The 21162-nt window shown below is 67.7% G+C and carries 20 protein-coding genes; 8 read left to right on the top strand and 12 right to left on the bottom strand.

All coding sequences use genetic code 11. From position 1 onward, the window contains the following. The first annotated feature begins 1 nt into the window (after position 1). The 5 genes from C0V75_RS14655 (at position 2) to C0V75_RS14635 (ending at position 8001) form a co-directional block, all read left to right on the top strand. A complete protein-coding gene (locus C0V75_RS14655; RefSeq protein WP_101921687.1) occupies positions 2-316 on the top strand; it encodes a rod-binding protein in 315 nt (104 codons plus the stop codon). After that, complete coding sequence (locus C0V75_RS14650) at positions 316-4419, top strand: flagellar basal body protein (RefSeq protein ID WP_101921686.1); 4104 nt, start codon at positions 316-318, stop codon at positions 4417-4419. The genes C0V75_RS14655 and C0V75_RS14650 overlap by 1 nt, the downstream gene beginning before the upstream one ends. Before the next feature lie 23 nt (positions 4420-4442). Further along, positions 4443-5714: a flagellar hook-associated protein FlgL gene (gene flgL, locus C0V75_RS14645; protein WP_101921685.1), complete on the top strand. Its 1272-nt coding sequence runs from the start codon at positions 4443-4445 to the stop codon at positions 5712-5714. A gap of 38 nt (positions 5715-5752) precedes the next feature. Beyond that, entirely contained in the window at positions 5753-6709 is a 957-nt protein-coding gene (locus C0V75_RS14640) for a transglycosylase SLT domain-containing protein (RefSeq protein ID WP_101921684.1), read from the top strand. A gap of 245 nt (positions 6710-6954) precedes the next feature. Then, complete coding sequence (locus C0V75_RS14635) at positions 6955-8001, top strand: sigma-54-dependent Fis family transcriptional regulator (RefSeq protein WP_254216493.1); 1047 nt, start codon at positions 6955-6957, stop codon at positions 7999-8001. Between the two features lie 86 nt (positions 8002-8087). Here the strand turns inward: C0V75_RS14635 and fliD are convergent, their stop codons facing one another. The 3 genes from fliD to C0V75_RS14620 all read right to left on the bottom strand — a co-directional run bounded on the left by fliD (position 8088) and on the right by C0V75_RS14620 (position 11782). Then, on the bottom strand, positions 8088-9734 hold the full coding sequence (gene fliD, locus C0V75_RS14630) for a flagellar filament capping protein FliD (RefSeq protein ID WP_101921682.1): 1647 nt from the start codon (positions 9732-9734) through the stop codon (positions 8088-8090). Between the two features lie 76 nt (positions 9735-9810). Continuing rightward, positions 9811-11010, bottom strand: a complete 1200-nt coding sequence (locus C0V75_RS14625) for an OmpA family protein (protein WP_254216480.1) — start codon at positions 11008-11010, stop codon at positions 9811-9813. Positions 11011-11020: 10 nt separating this feature from the next. Next, a complete protein-coding gene (locus C0V75_RS14620; protein WP_101921680.1) occupies positions 11021-11782 on the bottom strand; it encodes a motility protein A in 762 nt (253 codons plus the stop codon). Positions 11783-12113: 331 nt separating this feature from the next. Between C0V75_RS14620 and C0V75_RS14615 the strand changes: the two genes are divergently transcribed. Then, positions 12114-13604 (top strand): flagellin, encoded by a 1491-nt coding sequence (locus C0V75_RS14615; protein WP_101921679.1) that lies wholly within the window; start codon positions 12114-12116, stop codon positions 13602-13604. 186 nt (positions 13605-13790) lie between these two features. Further along, complete coding sequence (gene rpoN / locus C0V75_RS14610; protein WP_101921678.1) at positions 13791-15149, top strand: RNA polymerase factor sigma-54; 1359 nt, start codon at positions 13791-13793, stop codon at positions 15147-15149. Between the two features lie 166 nt (positions 15150-15315). Here rpoN and C0V75_RS14605 read toward each other — a convergent pair whose 3' ends face one another. The 8 genes from C0V75_RS14605 to C0V75_RS14570 are packed head-to-tail and all read right to left on the bottom strand — an operon-like array spanning position 15316 to position 20360. Next, entirely contained in the window at positions 15316-16044 is a 729-nt protein-coding gene (locus tag C0V75_RS14605; RefSeq protein ID WP_101921677.1) for a hypothetical protein, read from the bottom strand. Positions 16045-16051: 7 nt separating this feature from the next. Next, positions 16052-16828, bottom strand: coding sequence for a hypothetical protein (locus tag C0V75_RS14600; RefSeq protein ID WP_143710431.1), 777 nt, complete (start codon positions 16826-16828; stop codon positions 16052-16054). Between the two features lie 46 nt (positions 16829-16874). Then, the gene (locus tag C0V75_RS14595) at positions 16875-17075 is read right to left on the bottom strand and encodes a hypothetical protein (protein WP_101921675.1); all 201 of its coding nucleotides are present in this window, start codon (positions 17073-17075) and stop codon (positions 16875-16877) included. Further along, complete coding sequence (locus tag C0V75_RS14590; RefSeq protein WP_101921791.1) at positions 17072-18229, bottom strand: flagellar biosynthesis protein FlhB; 1158 nt, start codon at positions 18227-18229, stop codon at positions 17072-17074. Before C0V75_RS14590 ends, C0V75_RS14595 begins: the two co-directional genes overlap by 4 nt. Next, on the bottom strand, positions 18222-19073 hold the full coding sequence (gene fliR / locus C0V75_RS14585) for a flagellar biosynthetic protein FliR (protein ID WP_254216479.1): 852 nt from the start codon (positions 19071-19073) through the stop codon (positions 18222-18224). Before fliR ends, C0V75_RS14590 begins: the two co-directional genes overlap by 8 nt. Further along, a complete protein-coding gene (fliQ, locus tag C0V75_RS14580) occupies positions 19042-19308 on the bottom strand; it encodes a flagellar biosynthesis protein FliQ (protein WP_101921673.1) in 267 nt (88 codons plus the stop codon). Before fliQ ends, fliR begins: the two co-directional genes overlap by 32 nt. Beyond that, positions 19309-20055, bottom strand: coding sequence for a flagellar type III secretion system pore protein FliP (fliP, locus tag C0V75_RS14575; protein WP_101921672.1), 747 nt, complete (start codon positions 20053-20055; stop codon positions 19309-19311). After that, complete coding sequence (locus C0V75_RS14570; RefSeq protein WP_101921671.1) at positions 20052-20360, bottom strand: flagellar assembly protein FliO; 309 nt, start codon at positions 20358-20360, stop codon at positions 20052-20054. Before C0V75_RS14570 ends, fliP begins: the two co-directional genes overlap by 4 nt. Positions 20361-20582: 222 nt before the next feature. Between C0V75_RS14570 and C0V75_RS14565 the strand changes: the two genes are divergently transcribed. Continuing rightward, positions 20583-20789 carry a hypothetical protein gene (locus C0V75_RS14565; RefSeq protein WP_101921670.1) on the top strand — a complete coding sequence of 69 codons (207 nt, stop codon included), beginning with the start codon at positions 20583-20585 and terminating at the stop codon, positions 20787-20789. An 82-nt stretch (positions 20790-20871) separates the two neighbouring features. On the opposite strand, the gene fliN is transcribed toward C0V75_RS14565, so the two are convergent. After that, positions 20872-21156, bottom strand: a complete 285-nt coding sequence (gene fliN / locus C0V75_RS14560; RefSeq protein WP_101921669.1) for a flagellar motor switch protein FliN — start codon at positions 21154-21156, stop codon at positions 20872-20874. Positions 21157-21162: the final 6 nt, after the last annotated feature.

Genomic DNA, 21162 nt, shown 5'->3' with positions numbered 1-21162 from the left:
CATGGATTTCAAGGCCATCTCCCCTCCCGTTTCGCTGACCCCGCCGCTGCGCGACCAGCAGGCCGAACTGCGCAAGGCCGCCGAAGGGTTCGAGGAACTCTTCCTCGGCCTCTTCCTCAAATCCGCCCGCGCGGGCTCCCTCGGCGAAGATATCCTCGGCAGCAGCGCGGTGGACAAGACGCGCGACCTCTTCGATGCCGAGATCGCCCGCGCCTCCGCCGGCCGCACCGGCTTCGGCATCGCCGACGCCGTCGAACGGCAATTCTCGCGCTTCGTCCCTCCCTCGGCCGCAACGAACGCTTACAAGGCTGACTGATGTCGAACATCATGGACATCGCGCGCTCGGCGATCGGTGCCTATCGCACCGCGCTGGGAGTCACGGGCGAAAACATCGCCAACGTGAACACCGAAGGCTACCGCCGTCGCGATGTCACCACCGAACAGATCGGCGGGGCGCGCACCACCGTCACCACCCTCGCCACCGGCGGCCAGGGGGTGGAGATCGACCAGATCCGCCGCGCCTTCGACGAACTCCTCGCACAGCGCCTCCGCACCGCCTCTGCCGATCTCTCCTCCGCCGAAGTCCACCATGACGCGGCCCTCGCGGTGGAAACCGTCCTCCTCCCCCGCACGGGCGGCATTGACGCCGCGCTCGAGGATTTCTTCGCCGCCATCGGCAGCCTCGCCGCCTCGCCCGCCGACACATCCCTCCGCCGCGTCACGCTCGAGGCGGGCAACACCCTCGCCTCCGCCTTCCAGGGCATCGCCGCAGGGCTGATCCGCCTGCGCGAAGACACGTTCAACGCCGCCGAGGCCGCCGCCGCCCAGGCCAGCCGCGACCTGGCCGACCTGCATGAACTGCAACTCCGCTTCACCTCGAACACCGGCAATGTCGGGGCGCTGAACCCGCTGCATGACGAACGCGACCGGCTGCTCGGCAGCCTCGCCGAAAACATCGGCATCTCCGTCGCGCTCGATCCCGAGGGCCGCGCCACCGTCACGCTCGGGGTGGATGGCGGCGGGCCCCTCCTGCTTGGTCCCGGCGGCCCGGCCACCCTCTCCGTCTCCGGCACCACCGACCTCACCCTCACCATCGACCGGGAAGGCACCACCCGCGACACGCGCATGATCGGGACGGGCGCGCTCGGCGGCTATGTCACCGCGCTGGGCGCCATCGAAACCGCCCTGCAAGAGGTGAACGCCCTCGCCCGCAAGATGGCCGGAGAGATGAACGCCGTCCATTCCATCGGCCTCGATCTGACCGGCGCGCCGGGCGGCGACATGTTCTCGCTCGAAGGCTGGGAAATGACCCGCGCGGCGGGCAACCAGGGCTATGCCCGTGCTGAAATCACCCCCACCGGCCCGAACACCACCGGTCCCATCACCCTCATCCGCGACCAGACCCTGGGCGTCTGGCGCGCCGAAGATGCGCTGGGCAATGTCCTGGGCAGCGCCGACCGCCTCCTCGTTCTGCCCGGCGTCACGATCGAGATCGACGGCGAACCCGCCGAAGGCGACCGCCTCACCTTCACGCCCACCACCGGCCTCGCCATCAACATGCGCTTCCTGCCCGAAGTGCCCGAACGCCTTGCCGCCGCCGTCGCAACCCTCGTTGCGCCCGCTGCGGGCAATACCGGCTCCGGCGCCGTCGCGATGGCGGCGACGACCGTCGCCCCTCCGACCGTGCCGCAACTCTCCACCATCCTCGCCGGGGCAAACACCGCGGCAGGGGCCGTCACGCTCCTCTCCTCCGGCGTCGTGGGCTACATCCCCGCCGGCACCACCGCCGCCAGCTTTGCCAGCCTCGGCGCGCAATCCACCGCCGATTTCGCCCTTGCCGATGCCGCCGTCGATGGCACGGGCAGCCTGACCGTCACGCTGGACGGCACGCCCCATACCTTCAACCTCACCACCCTTGCCGGGGGCGGCCCCCGTCCCGCAGGCTGGACGGTCGCGCAGCTTGCCGCCGCCCTCACCTCGGGCCAGTTCGAAACCGCCGCGGGCGAAACCTTCGCCTCGCTCGGCCTTGCCGCCGCAGGCACCGACGGCGCGCTGACCCTGTCGCGCAACACCGGCAACATCACCTCTGCCACGCTCGACGCGCAGGGGGCCACCGTCACCCCCGGCGCGGCCCAGGGCGGCACGCTGCAAATCTTCACCCGCGAAGGCCGCCAGATCGCGGGCACCCCGATGTCCGCCGCCGATATCGCGCTCCTCTTCACCGAAGCGAACGGCTTCCTCCCCGGCGCCGAATACGTCACCGATTATCTCGAAGCGCCGGGCGGCGTCGGCTATCGCGGCCTGACCCTCGACAGCGATCAGGCCTCCGGCCTGCAATCCGTCACGCTCTCGCCCCATGCCCCCGTCACCTGGTCCGGCACGGTCGAGGCCGTAGCCTCGCCTGCCCGCAACATCCTGCTCGAAGAACCCGGCGCCTCGCCCATCGCCCTGACCCTGCCGCCCGGCAGCAGCGCGCAGCGCCTCGCGCAGATGATGAACGACGTCTATCCGGGTCTGGAGGCGACCGCCTCCACCTCCGCCCTGCTCACCGTCGCAGGCGACGGGCGCGTCGCCTTCCAGATCGAAGGGACGAATGGCACACCGCTGGTTGTCGGCGGCGATGTGGCGGGCGGTCGGCTTGACTCGCTCCTTCTGTCCGTCAACGCGCTCACCGGTTCCACCGGCATCAGCGCGCAGCTTTCCCCCGATGGCACCCGCCTTCTGCTCACCCACCCCAGCGGGGCCGATCTCCGCATCACCAACCTCTCCCATGATGGTGGCGGCACCGTCAGCCTGACGCCCGCCACCGACCAGGGGCAGGTCGCCGGGGCGTCTGTCACGCTCGGGGCCGGGGCCTCGGCCGCCCGCATCTCCGGCCAGGTCCGGCTGACGCAATCGCAGGGCTTCACCGTGACACTCGATGCCACCCGCATCGATTCCACTGCCGACGCGCTGCAAGGCGGGCTCGTCACCTCCACCTCCTCGGCGGCTGGGGCCAGCCGCACCCTGACCTTCGACTTCGATCCCGCCATCGACGGCTCCACCGCCGCCGCCACAGGCGCGCTTGCAGGCCCCACGAATTACGGCCTCACCCTGGGCGGGCGCAGCGTCACGCTCAACACCGCCACTGCTGCCGCCGCCTCCTCCGCCGATGTCGCTGCGGGCCTCGCCGCCCTCCTGCGCGAAGACATGCCGCAGTCCGGGCTCACCGGCGCGGCCGTCGGCACGCTGCCGGCCAACGGCACCTCCACTGTCGTCCGCCTCGACGGGCAGGATTACGTCCTGCGCATGCAGGGCGGCACGGTGCAGGTCAGCGGCCCGGAAACCGGCCGCCTCTCGGCCAGCTTCGATGCGTCCAACCGCCTGCAACTCACCGTCAACGGCGGCAGCACCGAGGCGGGGTTCCTCTCCATCCCCAACACCTCCTCCGCCGCCGCCTTCGGCCTCGCCCCCGCGCAGCTCCCGCAATCGCGCCTGACGGGCCAGCCCGCCACCGGCCCCTTCCCCGTCCCGATGCAGGTCGAGGTGGGCAGCACCCTCTACACCCTCACCGTGAATGGCGGCCCCACCGTCACCCTTCCCCCCGGTTTCCCCGGCACGGCCTCTGTCGATGGCACCGGCGCGATCACCCTGTCCCTGCCGGCCACCTCGGCCAGCGCCCGCATCCTGCCGGGGGCCCAGGCGGCGGGCTTCGCCTCCCTCGGCGCCGCCATCTCGGTCAATGGCGGCAGCCTCACCGCGCTTTCCGCCAATGGCAGCGCGCTCGACATCCCGGTCACCACCTCCTCCCTCGCCGGTCAGCGGCTGAACCTCACCAACCTGCCGCCCGAAGACCTCATCGTCGTGATGACCGGCGCCAGCAACCTGCGCCTTGCCGGGTCCATCACCGCAGGCCCGCCGCCCAGCCTCCTGCCATCGGTCGAACTCCGCGTGCTCGATGCCGAAACCAACCGCGTCGGCCTCTTCGACATCGCCACCGGCCATTCCATCGGCACCCGCGTCCTCGATTCCACCGGCGGCACCGTCATCGACGGCCTCTCCATCTCCGTCACCGGCAATCCGGCCACGGGCGACAGTTTCCGCCTCACCCCCAACACCGATGGCCGCAACGATGGCCGCGCGCTGGACGCGATCCTCGGCCTGCGCTTCGCCGATGTCACCACCGGCAGGGGCGGCTTCGCTTCGATCCTGTCCAACCTGCAATCCGAAGTCGGCACCCGCGCCGCCGCCGCCGAACAGCGCGTTTCGGCCCGCACCGCCGTCCACGACACCATCCGCCGCGCCGATGCCGAACAGGGGGCCGTCGATCTGGATGCCGAAGCGGCCCGCCTTCTGGAACTGCAACAGAACTACAACGCCGCCGCCCAGATCATGCGGGTGGCGCAGGAACTCTTCGACACGCTCCTGTCCTCGCTCTGACCCAAGACTGAAAGGCCCCGCCCATGACCGCCAGCATCGGCAACGCCCTGTTCGGCAAGATCACGATGGAGAATTTCAACCGCCTCTCGGGCGAAATCTCCGATCTTCAGGCGCAGATATCGTCCGGCAAGAACGATCCCCGCCCCTCGGCCGATCCGATGCGCGCGGCCAAGCTTTCCGCCGTCACCGAACAGCGCGGCGCCATCGAACGCTTCACCGACAATGCCGAACTCGCCGCCGACCGGCTCGACCAGGCCGATCTCCAGATGGCAGAGCTTGGCAACATCGTCCGCGCCTTCCAGCAGATCTCGCTTCAGGCCGCCAATGACACGCTGACGGAGGCAGGCTTCGCCGGCCTAAGGGCCGAAGCGGTGTCGCTCCGCACCTCGCTCCTCACTGTCGCCAATGCGCGCGATACCTTCGGCCTGCCGCTCTTCGCAGGTTTCGGCAGTGGCGAACCCTTCGCGGATGGCCCGGATGGCGTCGAATATCGGGGCGATGGCGGCCGCCCGACGCTGCGGCTGACGGAAACCGCCACCCTCGCCACCGGCCTGAACGGGTCCGAGGTCTTCATGTCCGTCCCCACCGATGACGGCGGCGCGAAAAGCCTCTTCGCCATGGTCGATGATCTCATCGCCTCGCTCACCATTCCGCTCCAGACCGCCCGCCCCTTCAGCGAGGTCAACGAACGCGGCCTGTTCACCCCGATGACCACCCGCACCCCGGCCAACATGGCCTTCGATCTCACCGGCCCCACCGGAACCGCCCGCATCTCCGCCGAGGTGATGACCGGCGCCCCTGACGAGATGCTCGCCGCGATCAACGCCGCCACCCCCACCACAGGCGTCACCGCCACCCTCTCCGCCGACGGGCGCGGCTTCGTGCTCACCGGCCTGGGCGACATCCGCATCGGCAATTTCGATCAGCCCGGCAATCCTCGCACCCCGGTCGCCAGCTTCGTCGCGCTGGATGAAAGCCTGCAACCGCGCGGCACCGGCACGCTCCTGCGCAACGATGCCATCTCTGCCACCCGCCTTGTGGGGCTCTTCGGCGATGCCATCACCCATGCCGCCGCCCAGCGGGCCGAAGTGGGCGCCCTCGGCCGCCTTGCCGAAGACCACGCCGCCGTCCTGGCCGATCGCAAGCTCCGCATCGACAAGGCCGTCGCAGGGCTCGAGGATCTCGACGTCGCCGCCGCCATCACGCGGGTCCAGCAGCTTCTGCTCACCGAACAGGCGTCGCAGCAGACCTTCGTCAAGATCAACGGTTCCTCCCTCTTCGACTATATCCGCTGATCCCGCGCATCTGGCCCGCCCCTTGCAACAGGGCGGGCATGATCCGCCGCGCCCTCCTTCTGTCCCTCGCGCTCCTTGCCCCCGGCCTTGCCGCCGCGCAGGATTGCGCCCGCCTTGCGCATGAGGCCGGGGTCGAGGCGGGTCTTCCCGACGGTCTCCTCCCCGCCATCTCGCTGGTCGAGGCCGGGCGCGGCACCGGCAATGGCGGCATCGCCCCCTGGCCTTGGACGCTGAACGAAGGCGGCAAGGGCATGTATTTCGACACCCGCGAAGAGGCGCTCGCCTATCTGGCCGAAGCCCTCGCCCGCGGCGTCACCAATATCGACATCGGCTGCATGCAGTTGAACTGGAAATGGCACTCCGCCGGCTTCGCCTCGCCGGAAGAGATGATCGACCCTGTCCGCAACACCCGCTACGCCGCCCGCTTCATGACGGAACTGCACGCCCGCCTCGGCTCCTGGGAAGTGGCGGCCTCCGCCTATCATTCCACCGATCCCGAACGTGGCCGCCGCTATCTGGAAAAGGTCATCGCGGCCCGCTCCTCCTTCCGCTTCACCCCCGAAGAGGGCGGCGGTGCGTTGCCCGAAGGCGGCACCCTCCTGACCGCCATCCCGACCGAACTCGACGGCATCCTCGCCCATGCCGGATCGCCGCTCATCGCGCTCGCCTCCGCCCCGCCTGCCGATGGCTGGGAAGGCGAAACCCCCTTCGACAGCCTGGAGGCCGATGCCCCCGCCGATGCGCCCCCGCCCGAAGCGCTGGCCGAGGCACCGCCGCCCCCGTCCGATCTGCCCGAACCCCGTGCCGATCGCGCCCCGCCGCCCCGCCCGGATCGCGCGCCCGCCATCCCGCCCCGCCGCGCCGCGCCCGATCTGCCGCAGGTCGTCGCCGCCGCCACCGTGACGCTCGCCTTGCCCGAGAACCTGCCCCCGCGCCTGCGTCACCGCTGGTCCGAAGTGTCAGCGATGCGTGAACTGCTGGCAGATACGCCGTAAACCATTGGTGTAGTCCGGGTTAACGCATTGTAGTTTATACAGAAATTTTGCATCCGAAAGTATGGGGCGCACCTGTCCGACCGTCCGCCCCCCATCCCTTTCCAAATCCGCCTTCCCCCGCGGCGTCATTGAATCGTCCCAATTGCCGCTATGAATCCATCCTCGTGAACCGTAGGGGATTTCTTATGACGACGCACTGGATTGACCGTGATGTTTCCGCCCAAGCACTGCCCGTTCCCGTGACCATGGTCGATCGCATCATCGTCGGCGAAACCGCCCCGATGCGTCAGTTGAAGCGGATGATCGCCGCCGTCGCCGTGTCCGACGCCGCCGTCCTCGTCCGGGGTCCCACCGGGGCCGGCAAGGAACTGGTGGCCGAAGCGCTGCATCGCGCCTCCGGCCGCAAGGGCGCGCTGATCGCCGTCAACTGCGCCGCCATCCCGGCCGAGCTTCTGGAAAGCGAACTCTTCGGCCATGAGAAGGGCGCCTTCACCGGCGCCGAACGCGCCCGCCCGGGCCGCATCGAACAGGCCGCCGGCGGCACCCTCTTTCTCGACGAAATCGGCGACATGCCCCTCGCCCTCCAGGCCAAACTCCTGCGTGTCCTCGAAACCCGCCGCATCCAGCGCCTGGGGGCTACCGGCGAACAGACCGTCGATTTCCGCCTCGTCACCGCCACGCATCGCGACCTGAACGCCGCCGTGGCCGCAGGCACCTTCCGTGCCGACCTCTTCTTCCGCATCTCGGTCTTCCCGCTGACCGTCCCCAGCCTTGCGGAACGCACCGCCGACATCCCCCTCATCCTCGCCCGCCTGATCGAGGAATACAGCGCCGCCAACCCGGCCGCCGAACCCCCGCATTTCGATCTGGGCGCGATCCGCGCGCTGGCGGCCCATGCCTGGCCCGGCAATATCCGCGAATTGAAGAACGTCCTGATGCGCGCCTTCGTGATGCTTCCGGGCCGCATGGTCACCGCGCGCCATGTCCGCGACAACCTCCTCGGCATGGAAATGCCCGATCCCGAAACCGCCGATATCGCGATGCCCGAACCGCCCGCCCCGCAGGCCAAGGGCGACCTGCCCGATCCCTCGCAATTCCACGATGCGCTTCAGCGTCTGGGTGACATCGACCTGCGCGGCTACATCCGCGACATCGAGGTCGCGCTGATCGAGGCCGCGCTGGACAAGCGGCAAGGCAATGTCGCCCAGGCCGCCGATGCGCTGCGCCTGCGCCGCACCACCCTGATCGAAAAGATGAAGAAATTCGGCATCCGCCGCGGCCTCGCCGCCTGACAGACCTTCCTTTTCCCGCGTCTTCCCCTGCGCGACGGAAAAGGACTCGGGCCGCCCTCAGAGTTTTCTCTGACGGCGGCCCTTCTTCAATCCGACTTGTTCCACTGCGCCACGAGGTTATCCAGATAGCTGCCCGTGCTGCGCAGCCCGGCAATCGCCGTCTCCATCGCCGTGAAGCGTGACAGATACCGCTTCTCCAGCAGCTCCGCCCGCGCATCCAGAAACTCCAGCCGCTCGGTCGCCTCGGTCACCCGGCTGGTCAACTGGGTCTCCCGCTCGGTGATGCTGTTGGCCCCCGAAGACAGCGCCGTGTCCAGCATCGTCTCCAGCGCGGTCAGGAAGCTCTTGCCATAGCGCACATCGGTCTCCGTCAGATCCGATGGCACCGTGATGTTCAGCCCCGCCAGCCGGCCGCCGAACATGAAGTACTGATCCTGCCCGTCGGCCTGCGGCACCCGGAACAACTGCTCGTCATTCAGCGTGGCCACCCCCGTCACTGCATCGCGGCGGAAGGCAAAGGTCCCCCCCTGCGTGGCGGATCCCAGAACCCCGCCCACCGTCACCCGCGCATCCGACGCCGAGAACCGGTCGGTAAAGATCATGTCAAAGGCTGCCGGATCGGCCGCGAAGGCCTCCTCGAACCGCAGATTGTCCAGCCGCAGCGACCCGTCCCGGTTCGTCACCACCCCGAAATCCGACAACTGCTTCGCGCTGCTGCCAAACCCTGCAATCGGCGCCGAGATCAGCGATGCCAGATCGGCCTTCAGCTTCTCGATCAGCCGGTCCCCGGCCAGCGCCCCCGCCTCCACATCCCCCACGGACTTGGCCGAAAGGTCGTTCAGCAGCTTGCGCGTATTGTTCACCTGCTCGACCAGCGCCTGCATGTTCAGCTTGGCCGTCTCTTCATCGCGGGCGAATTCCACCGTGGTCGTGGTGCCGGCCGGGGCCGTGATGTCCAGCGTCGCGCCAGGGATCAGGTCGTCGATCAGGTTCGTCCGCCGCGACACGGCAATCCCGTCCACCGAAATCACCGCATCCTGCGCCGACTGGATCTGCACCGTCTCGATCGTGGTATTGGTGTCAAAGGCGGCCAGCCCGGCCGCCGTCTCCGTCACCGAGAAATTCAACGAAGACGCCGCGCCCGTCTCGGACACGACACCCAGCGAGAAGGTGCCATCCCCCTTGTCCAGCACCCGCGCCGACAGCCCCGGCAGCACATCTAGCGTCTCGGCCAGCATGGACAGCGTCGCACCCGCCGGAATGTTCAGCGTCCTCACCGTCGTTGACGGGTCCACCGCGAAGGCCGGGTCGCCATTGTCATCCTCGAACCAGACCCCGATGGCCACCTGCAACGCCCCGGCCCCCACCGTCTGGTCGGGCGAGGTAAAGCCCTTGAATTCCAGCACCTGCCGCCGCGCCACCTGCTCCACGCCGATCGACATGGTCTGGTTGGAAATCTTCGACGGATCGGTGATCGTCACCCCCACGCCGCTATTGCCCGACGTCGCCCGCAGCACCGGGTTTTCCCGCAGCACCGAAACCGCACTGTTCAAGGCGGCGAATTGCGACCGGATCTGTCCAAAGGCCGAGATCTGCGTATTCGCCGTCTCGACACGCGCCGTCTGCCGCGCCTTCAGCGGATCAATCTCCGCCGACACAAGCGAAGCCGTCAGCTCCCGCAGGTTCAACCCCGAGCCGTTCTTGTTCAGCGACGAAAGGATATCCACCGTCATGGGTCAGACCTCTCCTTGCGCATCCATCAACGGCACAACCGCCGCCTGTGTTAGTGTCCCGCCCGACGGGCAGGGATCACTCCGCCGCCGTGCCGTCATAATCAATCTCGATCTCGACCCGTCGGTTCTTCGCCCGGCCCTCTTCCGTCGCGTTGTCGGCCACCGGTTCCGTCTCGCCCTTCGACACCACGCTGATCTGATCGGGCTGCACCAGCCCGCTGCGCACCATCTCCTGCGCCACGGCAGAGGCCCGCGCTGCGCCCAGGCCGAAATTGTCGCCGAAGGGCGAATTGCCAAGCGGCACATTGTCGGTATGGCCCGTCACCGTGATCCGCGCGCCGGGCGCCAGCCCGTTCTGCGTGATCTGGTCCAGAATCTCCCGCGCCTCTTCGGTCAGCTCTGCCGATCCGGGCGTGAAGGACCCGCCCGCTCCCACCGTGACAAAGACCGATCCGTCCCGCCGCTCCACCTCGACAAGGCCCTGCGCATTCTGGTCGCGCAGCGCCACGCCCAGCTTCGCCTCGGCAAAGCCGGGGCTGGTGCCGCGCCCGGCCTCGCCCGTGCCGCCCGCGCCACCGGTTCCGGGCGCAGCCTCGCCCGTGCCTTCCTCGGCGGGCTGATCCGGCGGGGTCGTGGCTTCGGCCACCTGCTCGGCACTGTCATTCGTGGCGCCCGATGTCGGTTCCTCGACAGGCTGGGGGTCGGTCTTCGCCAGACGTGCCAGCGCATCCGCCACCTCTTCGGCGCTCGGCTGGTTCTCGCCCTCCGGCAGGCGGATCGTCACCTGCGACTTGCCCTGCTCCACCTTCACCTCGCCGGATGCCAGCGCATCCATCAATGCCTTCGCGGCGGCCTGCGCCACCTTCTCCTGCAACTGCTCCGCCGGGCTGCGGCTGTCGCTCTCGCCGTCCCGGTCCTGCCACGGCCCCTCATCCCCTTTCGGCGGCTCCTCGCCCTGCACGGAATCCGGCGGCAGGCCCTGCGGCTGAAAGCTCATTTCAAGGACCGTGCCACCTTCCGGATTCTCCAGCAGCGGCGCGACAAGTTCGGTGCCAAAGGTCTCGCGCATCGACCCGGCCATCTTCTTGAAACTCACTTCGTCGAATTTCGCAAAGCCAAGGATCAGCACGAAGAAGGCCATCAGGTTCGTCGCGATATCGGCAAAAGTGGCAAGCCAGGCCGGTGCGCCGACCGGCGGGCAGGCCTTCTGCTCTTCATCCTCCTCCTCGGGGACGACGGGCACGGCCTTCAGGGCGACGATCTTCGCGGCTGCCATGATCCTGTCCTCAGGCGGCCATCAGCCGCGCCTGCTCCTTGGGCGGCAGGGCCGTCACCATCTGGTCCTGCACGCTGCGCGGGCTGTCGCCCCGGGCGATGCCGCGCAGCCCCTCGATCACCAGTTCCCGATAGGCCACCTCATCAGCGGTATAGCCTTCCAGCTTGGAAAGGATCGGCCCATAGATGACGTTGGCGATCAGCGCGCCGTAAAGCGTCGTCAGCAGCGCCACCGCCATGGCCGGGCCGATGGATTTCGGGTCCGACATGTTCCCCAGCATCAGCACAAGGCCGATCAGCGTTCCCACCATCCCCATCGCCGGGCCATAGTCGATCCAGGCCTTCAGCGCGCTGTGATTGCCCTCATGGCGCGACTTCATCGCCTTGATCTCCTGCTTCATCGCCTTGACGAGCTTCGCCTCGTCCGCCCCGTCGATCAGCATCTGCAACCCGCGCTCAAAGAACCGGTCCGGCACCTGCTGGCCTTCCAGCGCCATCATCCCGTCCTTGCGCGCCACGGTGGCCAGTTCCACCATCCGCTCCACCACGGCCGGCATGTCAAAGGTCGAAGGCTTGAACGCCTTCCCCATCGCCTTGAAATGCCCGATGAACACGCCCATCGGCATCTTCATCATCACGATGAAGAAGGTCCCGCCGAACACGATGACGACCGAAGCGATATCGACAAAGGGCGAAACACCGCCCGCATAGATCATCGACCCGATGATCATGGCGACCGCGCCCAGAAGGCCGACAAGGGTAGCGATATCCATCGCGCCGCTCCAGTGACTGTGGTTCAGCCCCTAGGAACGGCAGCCAGCGCGGCACCTATATATGCCGCAGTGCAAAAACTCCGGCATCGCGCGAATTCCTGCCCATCACCCGCATCTGTTCGCCCGCCCCCCGCCCACGGACTCCGCGCGCGACCCGCGCGCCCGCGTGCGTATCAGCACCGGGATGCCAGGCCCCCGCCCGCCCCCCCAAAACTCCGGAAAAACTGGCCTTCCCGTCGAATTTTTTACCTGTCGCTAAACATCTGCGTAACAGGCCGTTGTCATTGCCGAGCGCAATTGGGGCGCGAAAGGGTATCAGGAGGCTGAAACCATGACGACGATCAATACGAATATCGGTGCCATCTCGGCACAGGCCAACATGAACAAGGTCAACAACGACTTCAACACGGCGATGACCCGCCTGTCTTCCGGTCTGCGCATCAACGGCGCCAAGGACGACGCGGCCGGCATGGCCATCGCGGAAAAGATGACCTCGCAGGTCATGGGCATCAACCAGGCCATCCGCAACGCCGCTGACGGCAAGAACCTGCTGGACACCACGGAAAGCGCGCATGTCGAAGTCTCGAACATGCTCCAGCGCGTTCGGGAACTGGCCGTGCAGTCCGCTTCGGACACCAACACCGGCTCTGACCGCGGCAACATCACGGCAGAAGCCCGCCAGCTCGTCGCGGAAATCAACCGCGTCGCCGAAAACACCACCTTCAACGGCATGAAGGTCATGGATGGCTCCTTCCAGGGCAAGCAGTTCCAGATCGGTGCCGATGCCGGCCAGACGCTGAACATCTCCATCGACTCCACCGCCGCCACCGAAATCGGCGCCTTCAAGATGAAGTCGGACGTCTCCATCGCTTCCGGTACGACCGGCGTGCGTGGTGCGCAGACCCTCGCCATCTCGGGCTTCGCAGGCTCCGCGACGGTCAGCGCGACGGCCACCGACTCGGCACGTCAGCTTGCGGCCAAGGTCAACGCGGAATCGGCGGCCACCGGCGTCGAAGCCACCGCTGTCACCAAGGCCAAGCTGTCGAACATGAGCGCCGAAGGCATGGTCTCCTTCGCCGTGAACGGCACCAACATCGGCACCGTCGCCATCGGCGATGTGGATGACCTCCGCTCGCTGCGTGACGCGATCAACTCCAAGACCAGCGCCACCGGCGTGACGGCGTCGATGGGCGAGGACAACTCCGAGATCATCCTCACCAACTCCACCGGCGAAAACATCGAGATCACGGCCTACGACGCCAGCAACTCGACCACGCCGGCCAACGAACCCAACCTCGAAGTGATCGCCCTCGACGGCTCGGGTGCCGAAGTCGGGACCGCGACCACGCTGACCGACGACAACACCCCGGTCACCGCGGCGACGATCACCGGTGAAGTGACCTTCACCTCGACGCAGGCCTTCTCGGTCAACTCGTCGGATCCGGGCGCCCCGGGCGGCACCGAAGTTGGCTTCTTCGCCAACCGTGCCGAAAACGCCGAACTCTCTGCGGTGGCCGATATCGACCTGTCCACCGCCGAGTCCGCCGCCGAAGCCATCGGCGTCCTGGACGTCGCGCTGCAAAAGATCAGCCAGGCGCGCGGTAACCTCGGTGCGCAGTCGAACCGCCTCGACTCGACGATCTCGAACCTGACCAACATCTCGGTCTCGGTTCAGACCGCCCGCTCGCAGGTCACGGATGCGGACTTCGCCAAGGAATCGACGAACCTCGCCCGCGGCCAGATCCTCTCGCAGGCCGCCACCGCGATGCTCGCCCAGGCGAACTCGTCCAAGCAGAACGTGCTGAGTCTCCTCCGCGGCTGACGAAAGCCCGACAGACGAAAGGATGCCCCCGGTCCATACGGACCGGGGGTTTCTTTTATTTTCAATGTCTTAAGGCGTCAGAAACCCGCATAAACCTGCGGTATAAGGCCATTTTAGGGGTGTCAAACCAAAATTTTGCAGCCCCCCGCGGACCCGAGTCATCTTCGCTGCAAGGAGACATTGACCATGCAGCTTTTCACGTCCCAGTCCATCGGCCAGCGCCAGTCCGTCGTCGTGACCGCCCAGCTTCAGCAGGCGATCCAGCTTCTTCAGATGGGCAATACCGACCTCGCCTCCTTCATCGAATCCCAGGCCGAGGAAAATCCCTTCCTCGAACTCGGCGCCCGCGCCGCCCAACCCAAGGGCGCCAGCACGGCCCGCGACCTGACCCTTCCCTCCCAGCTCCGCTCCGGCGAAGATGACTGGGACAAGCTCGGTCAACTCGCCGCCGATCCCGGCCCTTCGCTCTATGCCCATGCCGCCGCCGAAGTGGCCCGTCTCGGCCTCTCCCCGCGGGAATCGATGATGGCCGAGGCCTTCCTCGACGCGCTGGAACCCTCGGGCTGGCTCGGCCAATCCCTCTCCGCCATCGCCGACCGCCTGCTGGTGGACGAGTCCGAGGTGGAAGCGCTCCTTCACCGCCTGCATCAGGTGGAACCCGCCGGTCTCTTCGCCCGCAACCTCGCCGAATGCCTGCGCCTTCAGGCCCGCGACCAGGGCCTTCTGACCCCGGCCTTCGCAACGCTCCTCGACAATCTGCCGATGCTGGCCCAGGCCGATCTGCGCGGTCTCTGCCGCGTCTGCGGCGTCTCGATGGATGACCTCAAGGCGATGCTCCGCCACCTGCGCAGCTTCAACCCCAAACCCGGCGCCACCTTCGACGCCGCGCCGATGCCGCAGCGCGCCCCCGATCTTCTGGTCACCCGCGGCCCCGATGGCTGGCGCGTGGACCTCAACCGCTCCACCCTGCCCACCGTCGTCGTCCGCGAAGGCGAGGCGCGCCGCCTCTCCCTCCGCCGGATCGAGGCAAACGCCTATGTCTCCGAACGCCTCTCGGTCGCCCGCTGGCTCTCGCGTGCGGTGGAACACCGCAACCAGACCACGCTGAAGGTCGGCGCCGAAGTCGTCCGCCGCCAGACCGAATTCCTGGAACACGGCCCCTCGCGCCTGCGCCCCATGGTCCTGCGCGAAGTGGCCGAGGCGATCGGCGTGCACGAAAGCACCGTCTCCCGCGTCTGCTCGGGCATCCTCATCGCCACGCCGCAGGGCACCTTCCCGCTGAAAAGCTTTTTCAGCGCCGCCCTCGCCGCCCGCGAAGGCGAAGGTGGCGAGGCAGGCTCCGCCGCCGCGATCCGCCACCGCATCCAGAAGCTCATCGCCGCCGAGAACCCCGAAGAGCCCCTGTCGGATGATATCATTGCCCGCGTCATCGGGCAGGAGGATGGCATCCAGCTTGCAAGACGGACGGTGGCAAAGTATCGCGACCAGCTTCGCATCGCCTCCTCGGTCGATCGCCGCCGCCGCGCCATGATGACCAAGGTCTGAACGGGCCTCCAAGGGCAACTTCCGCCATGGCGGCCTAACATTCCGGCCGGTTCCGGTCGATATCGTCAAAGACTCCAGTGAAAGGGAAGTCAGGTCTCCCGCTCACAACAGGAAAAGGCCCGCCGGTCAGGCGGGCCTTTTTCATGCGCCCATTGGGGCCAGCCATTCAGGCCGTCTGTGCCACCCCTTCCCGTGCCGGGCAGAAGATGCAGCGCGCGCCCGGCGACCGGGCCTGATGCGTCGCATGGGCCTCCGCCTCGTTCCGCGCCGCCACCACACCCGCAAAGGACAGGCCCCGCGCCATCCGGTCCGCCCGCAACAAGGGCAAGGCCGCCCGCCGGATCCAGAGCGAGGCCGACAGCCACACCGCCAGCGAAAGCCAGGGCGTCACGATGGCCGCCGCCGCCAGCGCCGCCAGCAGCGTCGCCCCCGCCGACCAGACGCGCATCTGGAACAGCCACAGGGGCGGCGCTATCATCGCAAGCACCGGGACGGTGACGCCATAAAGGTCATATTGCCCCGCCGCATCGCGCATCACCTCGAAATTCCGCAATCCGTCCGGGTCGATGCGCGCCGCCTCGCCCTCGGGCCCAGGCACCGCCGGCACCGCCTCCCAGCGACCCAGCGCCGTCGTCGTCGCAAGAACCAGCAGCGTGCCGCCCTCGCGCCCGAAGGTCAGCGCCAGCGGTTTGCCCCGCCGCATCGCCAGCCGCGCGGCCAGCGCCGTCTCCTTGCCCTCGAAGGCCAGGCCATTCACCGCCAGCAGAACCTCGCCCCCGACAAGGCCCAGCCGCCGCCCCTCGGGCGAAACCGATCCCTCGCGCAGGCGCAGGGTCATCGGGCCGGTCGGCGCCTCCGTCGGCCCGGTCGCTGCATCAAGGCCCGTCTGGCTCATGGCCCGGTCACGGATAGACGAAGGGGTTGGGTTCCGGCGCGCTTGCCGCCCGCGCCGCCGGGCGCGTGTTGCGCGCCGCGCCCGTCTGTGCCGCAGGGGCAGGGGCCGCCGCCGGTCGCGCCGTGGCACCGGCTGCCTCGGCCGCCGCTGCCGTGCCGCGCGCCTTCATCTCGGCGATCAGCGCGCGCAACTCGTCCATGTTGGCGCCGATCCCGTCCACCTTGATCTCGGCCAGCGCCTCCATCACCTCGGCATGGCGCGTGTCCAGTTCCGTCTTGAGGCCCGCCTGCACCGTTTCGGCAATCGCGGCCGGGTCCACAGGCTCTGTCTCGGGCAGTTTCAACGCCTCGGCCCCGGCGATGCGGATCTCGTCCTTCACCTGCTCCAGCAGGGCCAGAAGGTCGCCTGCCATCTTCGCCTGCTGTTCGTCCACCCGGTCGCCGATCCCGTCGATCTGCTTGACCTCTTCCACCAGCAGCGCCGCCGCCTCCGACTGCACCGCCGCCGCCAGCCGCAGATCGGCGACCGACCGGAAATAGACCAGCCCGCCCAGCGCCACCGCAATCACAGACCCGGCCAGCGCCCCCGACGCGATCATCGTGTTGCGCCGCTGGCCCGCGATCACGGCTTCCGCAAACTTGCGATGCGCCGCCGAAAGGTCAGACAGATCCTGCGCCGCATCATTGGCCACCGCCGCGGCCTCCAGCGCACGGCGGATGCCGTCGCTCACATCATCGCCGGCGGCTTTCCCGGCTTCCGTCTCCGGCGTCTCGGTGCTGCTCATGGCCATCTCCTTCTTCTTGCCTGGCATCACAGCAAGTCCCGTGCCATCACCGCCACCGCGCCCAGAGCGCGGCGATCAGGAACCGCCCCGCCGCCGCGAACCCGCCCAGCGCGCCAAAGCCAAGCGCCAGCCGCTCGCCCACCGTCAGGCTTTCGTCCAGCGCGCCCAGCATCAGGAAGAACCCCGCCCCGGCAAAGACGATCGTCGAAATCATCTCCCCGGTCGTCTTCTGGCTGCGTTTCGTCATCCATACCTCCGTGCCTCGGGCTGCCCGAATTCGCTGAACCGCAGCTCGGGCGGCAGCTCGATGTCGGGCAGCACCGACCCTTCGCCGCGATCAAGCCGATAGACATGCGCCAGCACCGCCGCCACCGCGGCGTAAAGCTGCTCGTTGATCTCCATCCCGATATCCCCGGTGAAATACAAAGCCCGCGCCAGCACCGGGATCTGCACCGGTGCCAGCCCCGCCTTCCGCCCCCGCTCCATGATCTCAAGCGCCATCGGCCCCTTGCCCATGGCCAGGATCAGCGGCGCCCGCGTCTCGCCCGGCACATAGCGGATCGCCACGGCAAAGTGGGTGGGGTTCGTCACGATCGCCGTCGCCCGCGGCACGTCATCCAGCGCCTTCCTGCGGCGCGAGGCATTGCGGCTCACCTCCATCTGCAACTGCCGCAGACGGCCCTTCACCTCGGGCGACCCGTTCTGCTCCTTGTTCTCGTCCTTCACCTCCTGCAAGGACATCATCATCTGCTGACGCCGATGATACCATTGCCAGGCCACGTCCAGCACCGCCACCGCCGCCAGGCCCAGCACCAGCCCCCACATCATCCGCAGCGTCACATCGCCCAGGATCGCCGCCGCCGCCGCAGGCCCCACCTGCCACAGCCGCTCCAGCACCGGCAGCGCCGCCGACAGCATCGCCCAGCCCACCGTGCCCAGCACCACCACCTTGGCCACCGCCTTGCCCAGTTCCGCCAGCGCCGTCGAAGACACCATCCGCTTGATCCCCGCCATCGGGTCGATCCGGCTCCACTTCATCCCCGCCGCCTTCGACGACCAGTGCATCCCCCCCATCGCCACCTGCACCGCGATCACCGCCAGCACGACAGGCACCGCCACCACCACCGCCAGGCCCAGGATCTGCCAGAAGGCCGTCGCGATCCGCGCCGCAACCACCCCGTCCAGATCGGCCCCGACCTCCAGCAGGAAATAGGACTGGAACTTCGGCAGCAGCGCCGGCATCGCCTGCACCGACATCGCCAGAACCCCGGTCCCCACCGCCATCCCGGCAAAGACCATCGCCTCTTTCGAGGTCAGGACATTCCCTTCCTCCTTCGCGTCATCCAGCCGTTTCTGCGTCGGCTCATGTGACTTTTCGGCGCCGTCATTCTCCTCAGCCACCGCCACCTCCCAGAAGAAGGTCGCTGATCATCGACAGCCCCGCCCGAACCACCTCTTCCATCGAGGCGGCCGTCCCCGGCGCCGTCAGGTAAAGCAGAAGCAAGGTCACCGTCATCGTCAGCGGAAAGCCGAAGGAAAAGATGTTCAGCGTGGGCGCAGACCGCGTCACCACCCCCACCGCGATGTTCAGCAGCAGCAGCACCGCGATCACCGGCATCATCACCGCAAGGCCCAGAGCGAACATCTGCGACCCCGCCGTAAGCCCCGCCAGAACCATCCGGTCAAACCCGATGGGCGTTCCGGGCGGCACGGCCTGATAGCTTTCCAGAACGATCCGGATCGCCACCAGATGGCCGTCCACCGAAAAGAAGATCACCGTCATGAACAGCCCGAAAAGCTGCGCCACCACCGGCGTCTGCCCGCCTGCCGCCGCATCGAACTGCGCCGCGAAGCCAAGCCCCGCCGTCGCCGCGATCCGGTCCCCCGCCAGCGCCGCCGCGCTGAAGAGGATGGTCAGCACAAGCCCCGCCACCAGCCCCAGCGCCAATTCGTTCAGGATCATTGGCACCGCCGACAGCCCCGCCAGATCGGCGGGCGCGGGCAGCGCCACACCCCCCGCCATCACCGGCAGGGCCAGCACCGCCGTCGCCATGATCCGCACCGGCAGCGGCACGAAGCGCCCGCCGAAAAAGGGCGCCGCCAGAAGGAAGGCCCCGATCCGCAGCATGGCAAAGACATATTGCGCCAGCCATCCCGTGATGGCCGAAAGCCCCATGCCCGGCAGCGGAAACTCGCCCCCCATCAGCGCGCCCTCACCGGATCGCCCGGATGGTTTCGAAGACATAGTTGAAATAGTCGGTCATCACCGTCAGCATGAACCCCGACGCCAGCGCCATGGTCAGCATGGAAATCGCCAGCTTCGGCACAAAGCTCAGGGTCTGTTCGTTGATCGACGTCGCCGCCTGCACGATCCCGATCACCAGGCCGGTGATCAGCGCCACCGTCAGCACCGGCCCCGCCACCAGCAGGATGTTCCAGTAGGCCAGCCGAAGCTGTTCGATATTGCTGTCGAAATCCATCTATCCCCCCACGCCATAGGTCGCGGCCAGCGACCCCACGGTCAAAGCCCAGCCATCCACCAGCACGAACAGCAAAAGCTTGATCGGCAGCGACACCAGCATCGGCGACAGCATCATCATCCCCAGCGCCATCAGGATCGACGCCACCACCATGTCGATCACCAGAAAGGGCAGAAAGATCAGGAACCCGATCTGGAACGCGGTCTTGAGTTCCGAGGTGATGAAGGCCGGCAGCAGCACCGACATCGGCACATCGTCCTGCGTGGCATAGGGGCCATCTCCCGCCAGTTGCTGGAACATCAAAAGATCGTTCTGCCGCGTGTTCTCGATCAGGAAGGCGCGCAGGATGCCGCTGCCGATCTCGATCGCCTGGTCGGCGGGCATCTGCCCGTCCAGATAGGGCGACAGCGCCTGTTCATAGAAGGCGGTCATCGTCGGCTGCATCACGAAGAATGTCAGGAACAGCGCCAGCGCGATCAGCACCTGGTTCGGCGGCGTCTGCTGCGTGCCCAGCGCCTGCCGCAGGATCGACAGCACGATGATGATCCGCGTGAAGGCGGTCATCCCCAGCACGATCGACGGCAGCACCGTCAGCGCCGTCATCAGCGCCACGATCTGCAAGGACAGCGAATAGGTCGTCCCGCCCTCTGTCTCGGTCATGGTCAGCGCGGGCAGGCCCTGCGCCAGCGCGCCCTCGGGCAGCGACACCAGAATGAGGGGCAGAAGAAAGGGCAGAAGCCGCATCATGCCGCGCCCTCCGTCCCGGCCGCAGGGGCTGCCACAGGGGTCGCCGTGGCGGCGGGCTCCAGCGCCGTCACCACCGGCGCCTCGCCCCGGCAGCGCAGGATCAGGAATTCGCGCGCATCCACCTTCAGGATCATCGCCCGGTCCGTGGGCGACAGCGCCGCCACCTCCACCAGCCGCATCCGCCGGTCCCCCGCAAGCCGCCGCGCAAGGCCGCCGCGATTCATCTTCACCGCCAGCCAGCCAAGGCAAAGCACGGCCATGAACAGCACAAGGGTCAGGATCTGGTCAGGTCGGATCACGTCCAAGGCGGGGCTCCGTCAGAAGGGCGACACATGCCCATTCCCTGCAAAGCCCGTGCCGCGCCCGGCCCGGATGGAACGAAATCGCACCATTTTTCGCGCAGCAGGGGAATGCCGGGCCGCCGCCCATCCCGACGTCAGCCGCAGCCAGACCTTCGTCTGTCTGATCCCCGCGCCGCGCGGCGGCTAGGCTTGCCCCGCGTCACCCGCTTCCTCCCCGAGGGTCAATTGTCCGACACCTTCCGCGACTGGATCGCCTCCCACCGCATCGACGGCCTGCCCAGCAGCCGCGCCCTCGAACATCCCTTCTTCGACCTGGCCCTCTCAGAGGCCCGCGCCATGCCGCGCCGCCACTTGATCCGCGAATTGCGCCTCTTGCCCAAGATCGGCGACAAGTCCTCGCGCATCATCCTCGATGCGCTCGGCCCTGCCTGATCCTTTCCGGGCCCTCAAACCCCCGCCCGCTCCGTGGCCACAGTTTGCTGCACAGAATGCGGCACAAGATACGGCACAGCCGTTACAGGCTTTCCGCCCGCTTTTCCGGGTCGATGATCTGGCCAAAGCGAATGCCGAACCGTTCGCCCACCATCACCACCTCGCCCTTGGCGATCAGGGTGCCATTCACCAGAACATCCAGCGGATCGCCCGCCAGCCGGTCCAGTTCGATCACCGAACCCTCTGAAAGTCTTAGAAGATCCCGGATGGTCAGCTCTGCCCGGCCAACCTCGACCGTCAGCTTCACCCCGATATTCTCCAGCAGGCGCAACCCGTCGCCGCCCGCCGCTGCCGCCGCTTCGCTCATCTTTTC

The sequence above is a fragment of the Tabrizicola sp. TH137 genome, from assembly GCF_002855575.1.
GTDB lineage: Bacteria > Pseudomonadota > Alphaproteobacteria > Rhodobacterales > Rhodobacteraceae > Paragemmobacter.
The sequence above is the reverse complement of the archived record's forward strand: the minus strand, read 5'-3'. Positions and strand labels throughout refer to the sequence as shown.

What these genes read in the sequence shown, in the direction of transcription:
- fliD (WP_101921682.1), bottom strand. Translation starts at nt 9,734, where the DNA reads ATGACGGTGGATATCCTTTCGTCGCTGAACAAGAACGGCTCGGGGTTG.
- C0V75_RS14605 (WP_101921677.1), bottom strand. Translation starts at nt 16,044, where the DNA reads ATGAGCCAGACGGGCCTTGATGCAGCGACCGGGCCGACGGAGGCGCCG.
- flgL (WP_101921685.1), top strand. Translation starts at nt 4,443, where the DNA reads ATGACCGCCAGCATCGGCAACGCCCTGTTCGGCAAGATCACGATGGAG.
- C0V75_RS14655 (WP_101921687.1), top strand. Translation starts at nt 2, where the DNA reads ATGGATTTCAAGGCCATCTCCCCTCCCGTTTCGCTGACCCCGCCGCTG.
- C0V75_RS14640 (WP_101921684.1), top strand. Translation starts at nt 5,753, where the DNA reads ATGATCCGCCGCGCCCTCCTTCTGTCCCTCGCGCTCCTTGCCCCCGGC.
- rpoN (WP_101921678.1), top strand. Translation starts at nt 13,791, where the DNA reads ATGCAGCTTTTCACGTCCCAGTCCATCGGCCAGCGCCAGTCCGTCGTC.
- C0V75_RS14620 (WP_101921680.1), bottom strand. Translation starts at nt 11,782, where the DNA reads ATGGATATCGCTACCCTTGTCGGCCTTCTGGGCGCGGTCGCCATGATC.
- C0V75_RS14615 (WP_101921679.1), top strand. Translation starts at nt 12,114, where the DNA reads ATGACGACGATCAATACGAATATCGGTGCCATCTCGGCACAGGCCAAC.
- fliN (WP_101921669.1), bottom strand. Translation starts at nt 21,156, where the DNA reads ATGAGCGAAGCGGCGGCAGCGGCGGGCGGCGACGGGTTGCGCCTGCTG.
- C0V75_RS14635 (WP_254216493.1), top strand. Translation starts at nt 6,955, where the DNA reads ATGGTCGATCGCATCATCGTCGGCGAAACCGCCCCGATGCGTCAGTTG.
- fliP (WP_101921672.1), bottom strand. Translation starts at nt 20,055, where the DNA reads ATGATGCGGCTTCTGCCCTTTCTTCTGCCCCTCATTCTGGTGTCGCTG.
- C0V75_RS14650 (WP_101921686.1), top strand. Translation starts at nt 316, where the DNA reads ATGTCGAACATCATGGACATCGCGCGCTCGGCGATCGGTGCCTATCGC.
- C0V75_RS14625 (WP_254216480.1), bottom strand. Translation starts at nt 11,010, where the DNA reads ATGGCAGCCGCGAAGATCGTCGCCCTGAAGGCCGTGCCCGTCGTCCCC.
- C0V75_RS14595 (WP_101921675.1), bottom strand. Translation starts at nt 17,075, where the DNA reads ATGACGAAACGCAGCCAGAAGACGACCGGGGAGATGATTTCGACGATC.
- fliQ (WP_101921673.1), bottom strand. Translation starts at nt 19,308, where the DNA reads ATGGATTTCGACAGCAATATCGAACAGCTTCGGCTGGCCTACTGGAAC.
- fliR (WP_254216479.1), bottom strand. Translation starts at nt 19,073, where the DNA reads ATGTCTTCGAAACCATCCGGGCGATCCGGTGAGGGCGCGCTGATGGGG.
- C0V75_RS14600 (WP_143710431.1), bottom strand. Translation starts at nt 16,828, where the DNA reads ATGAGCAGCACCGAGACGCCGGAGACGGAAGCCGGGAAAGCCGCCGGC.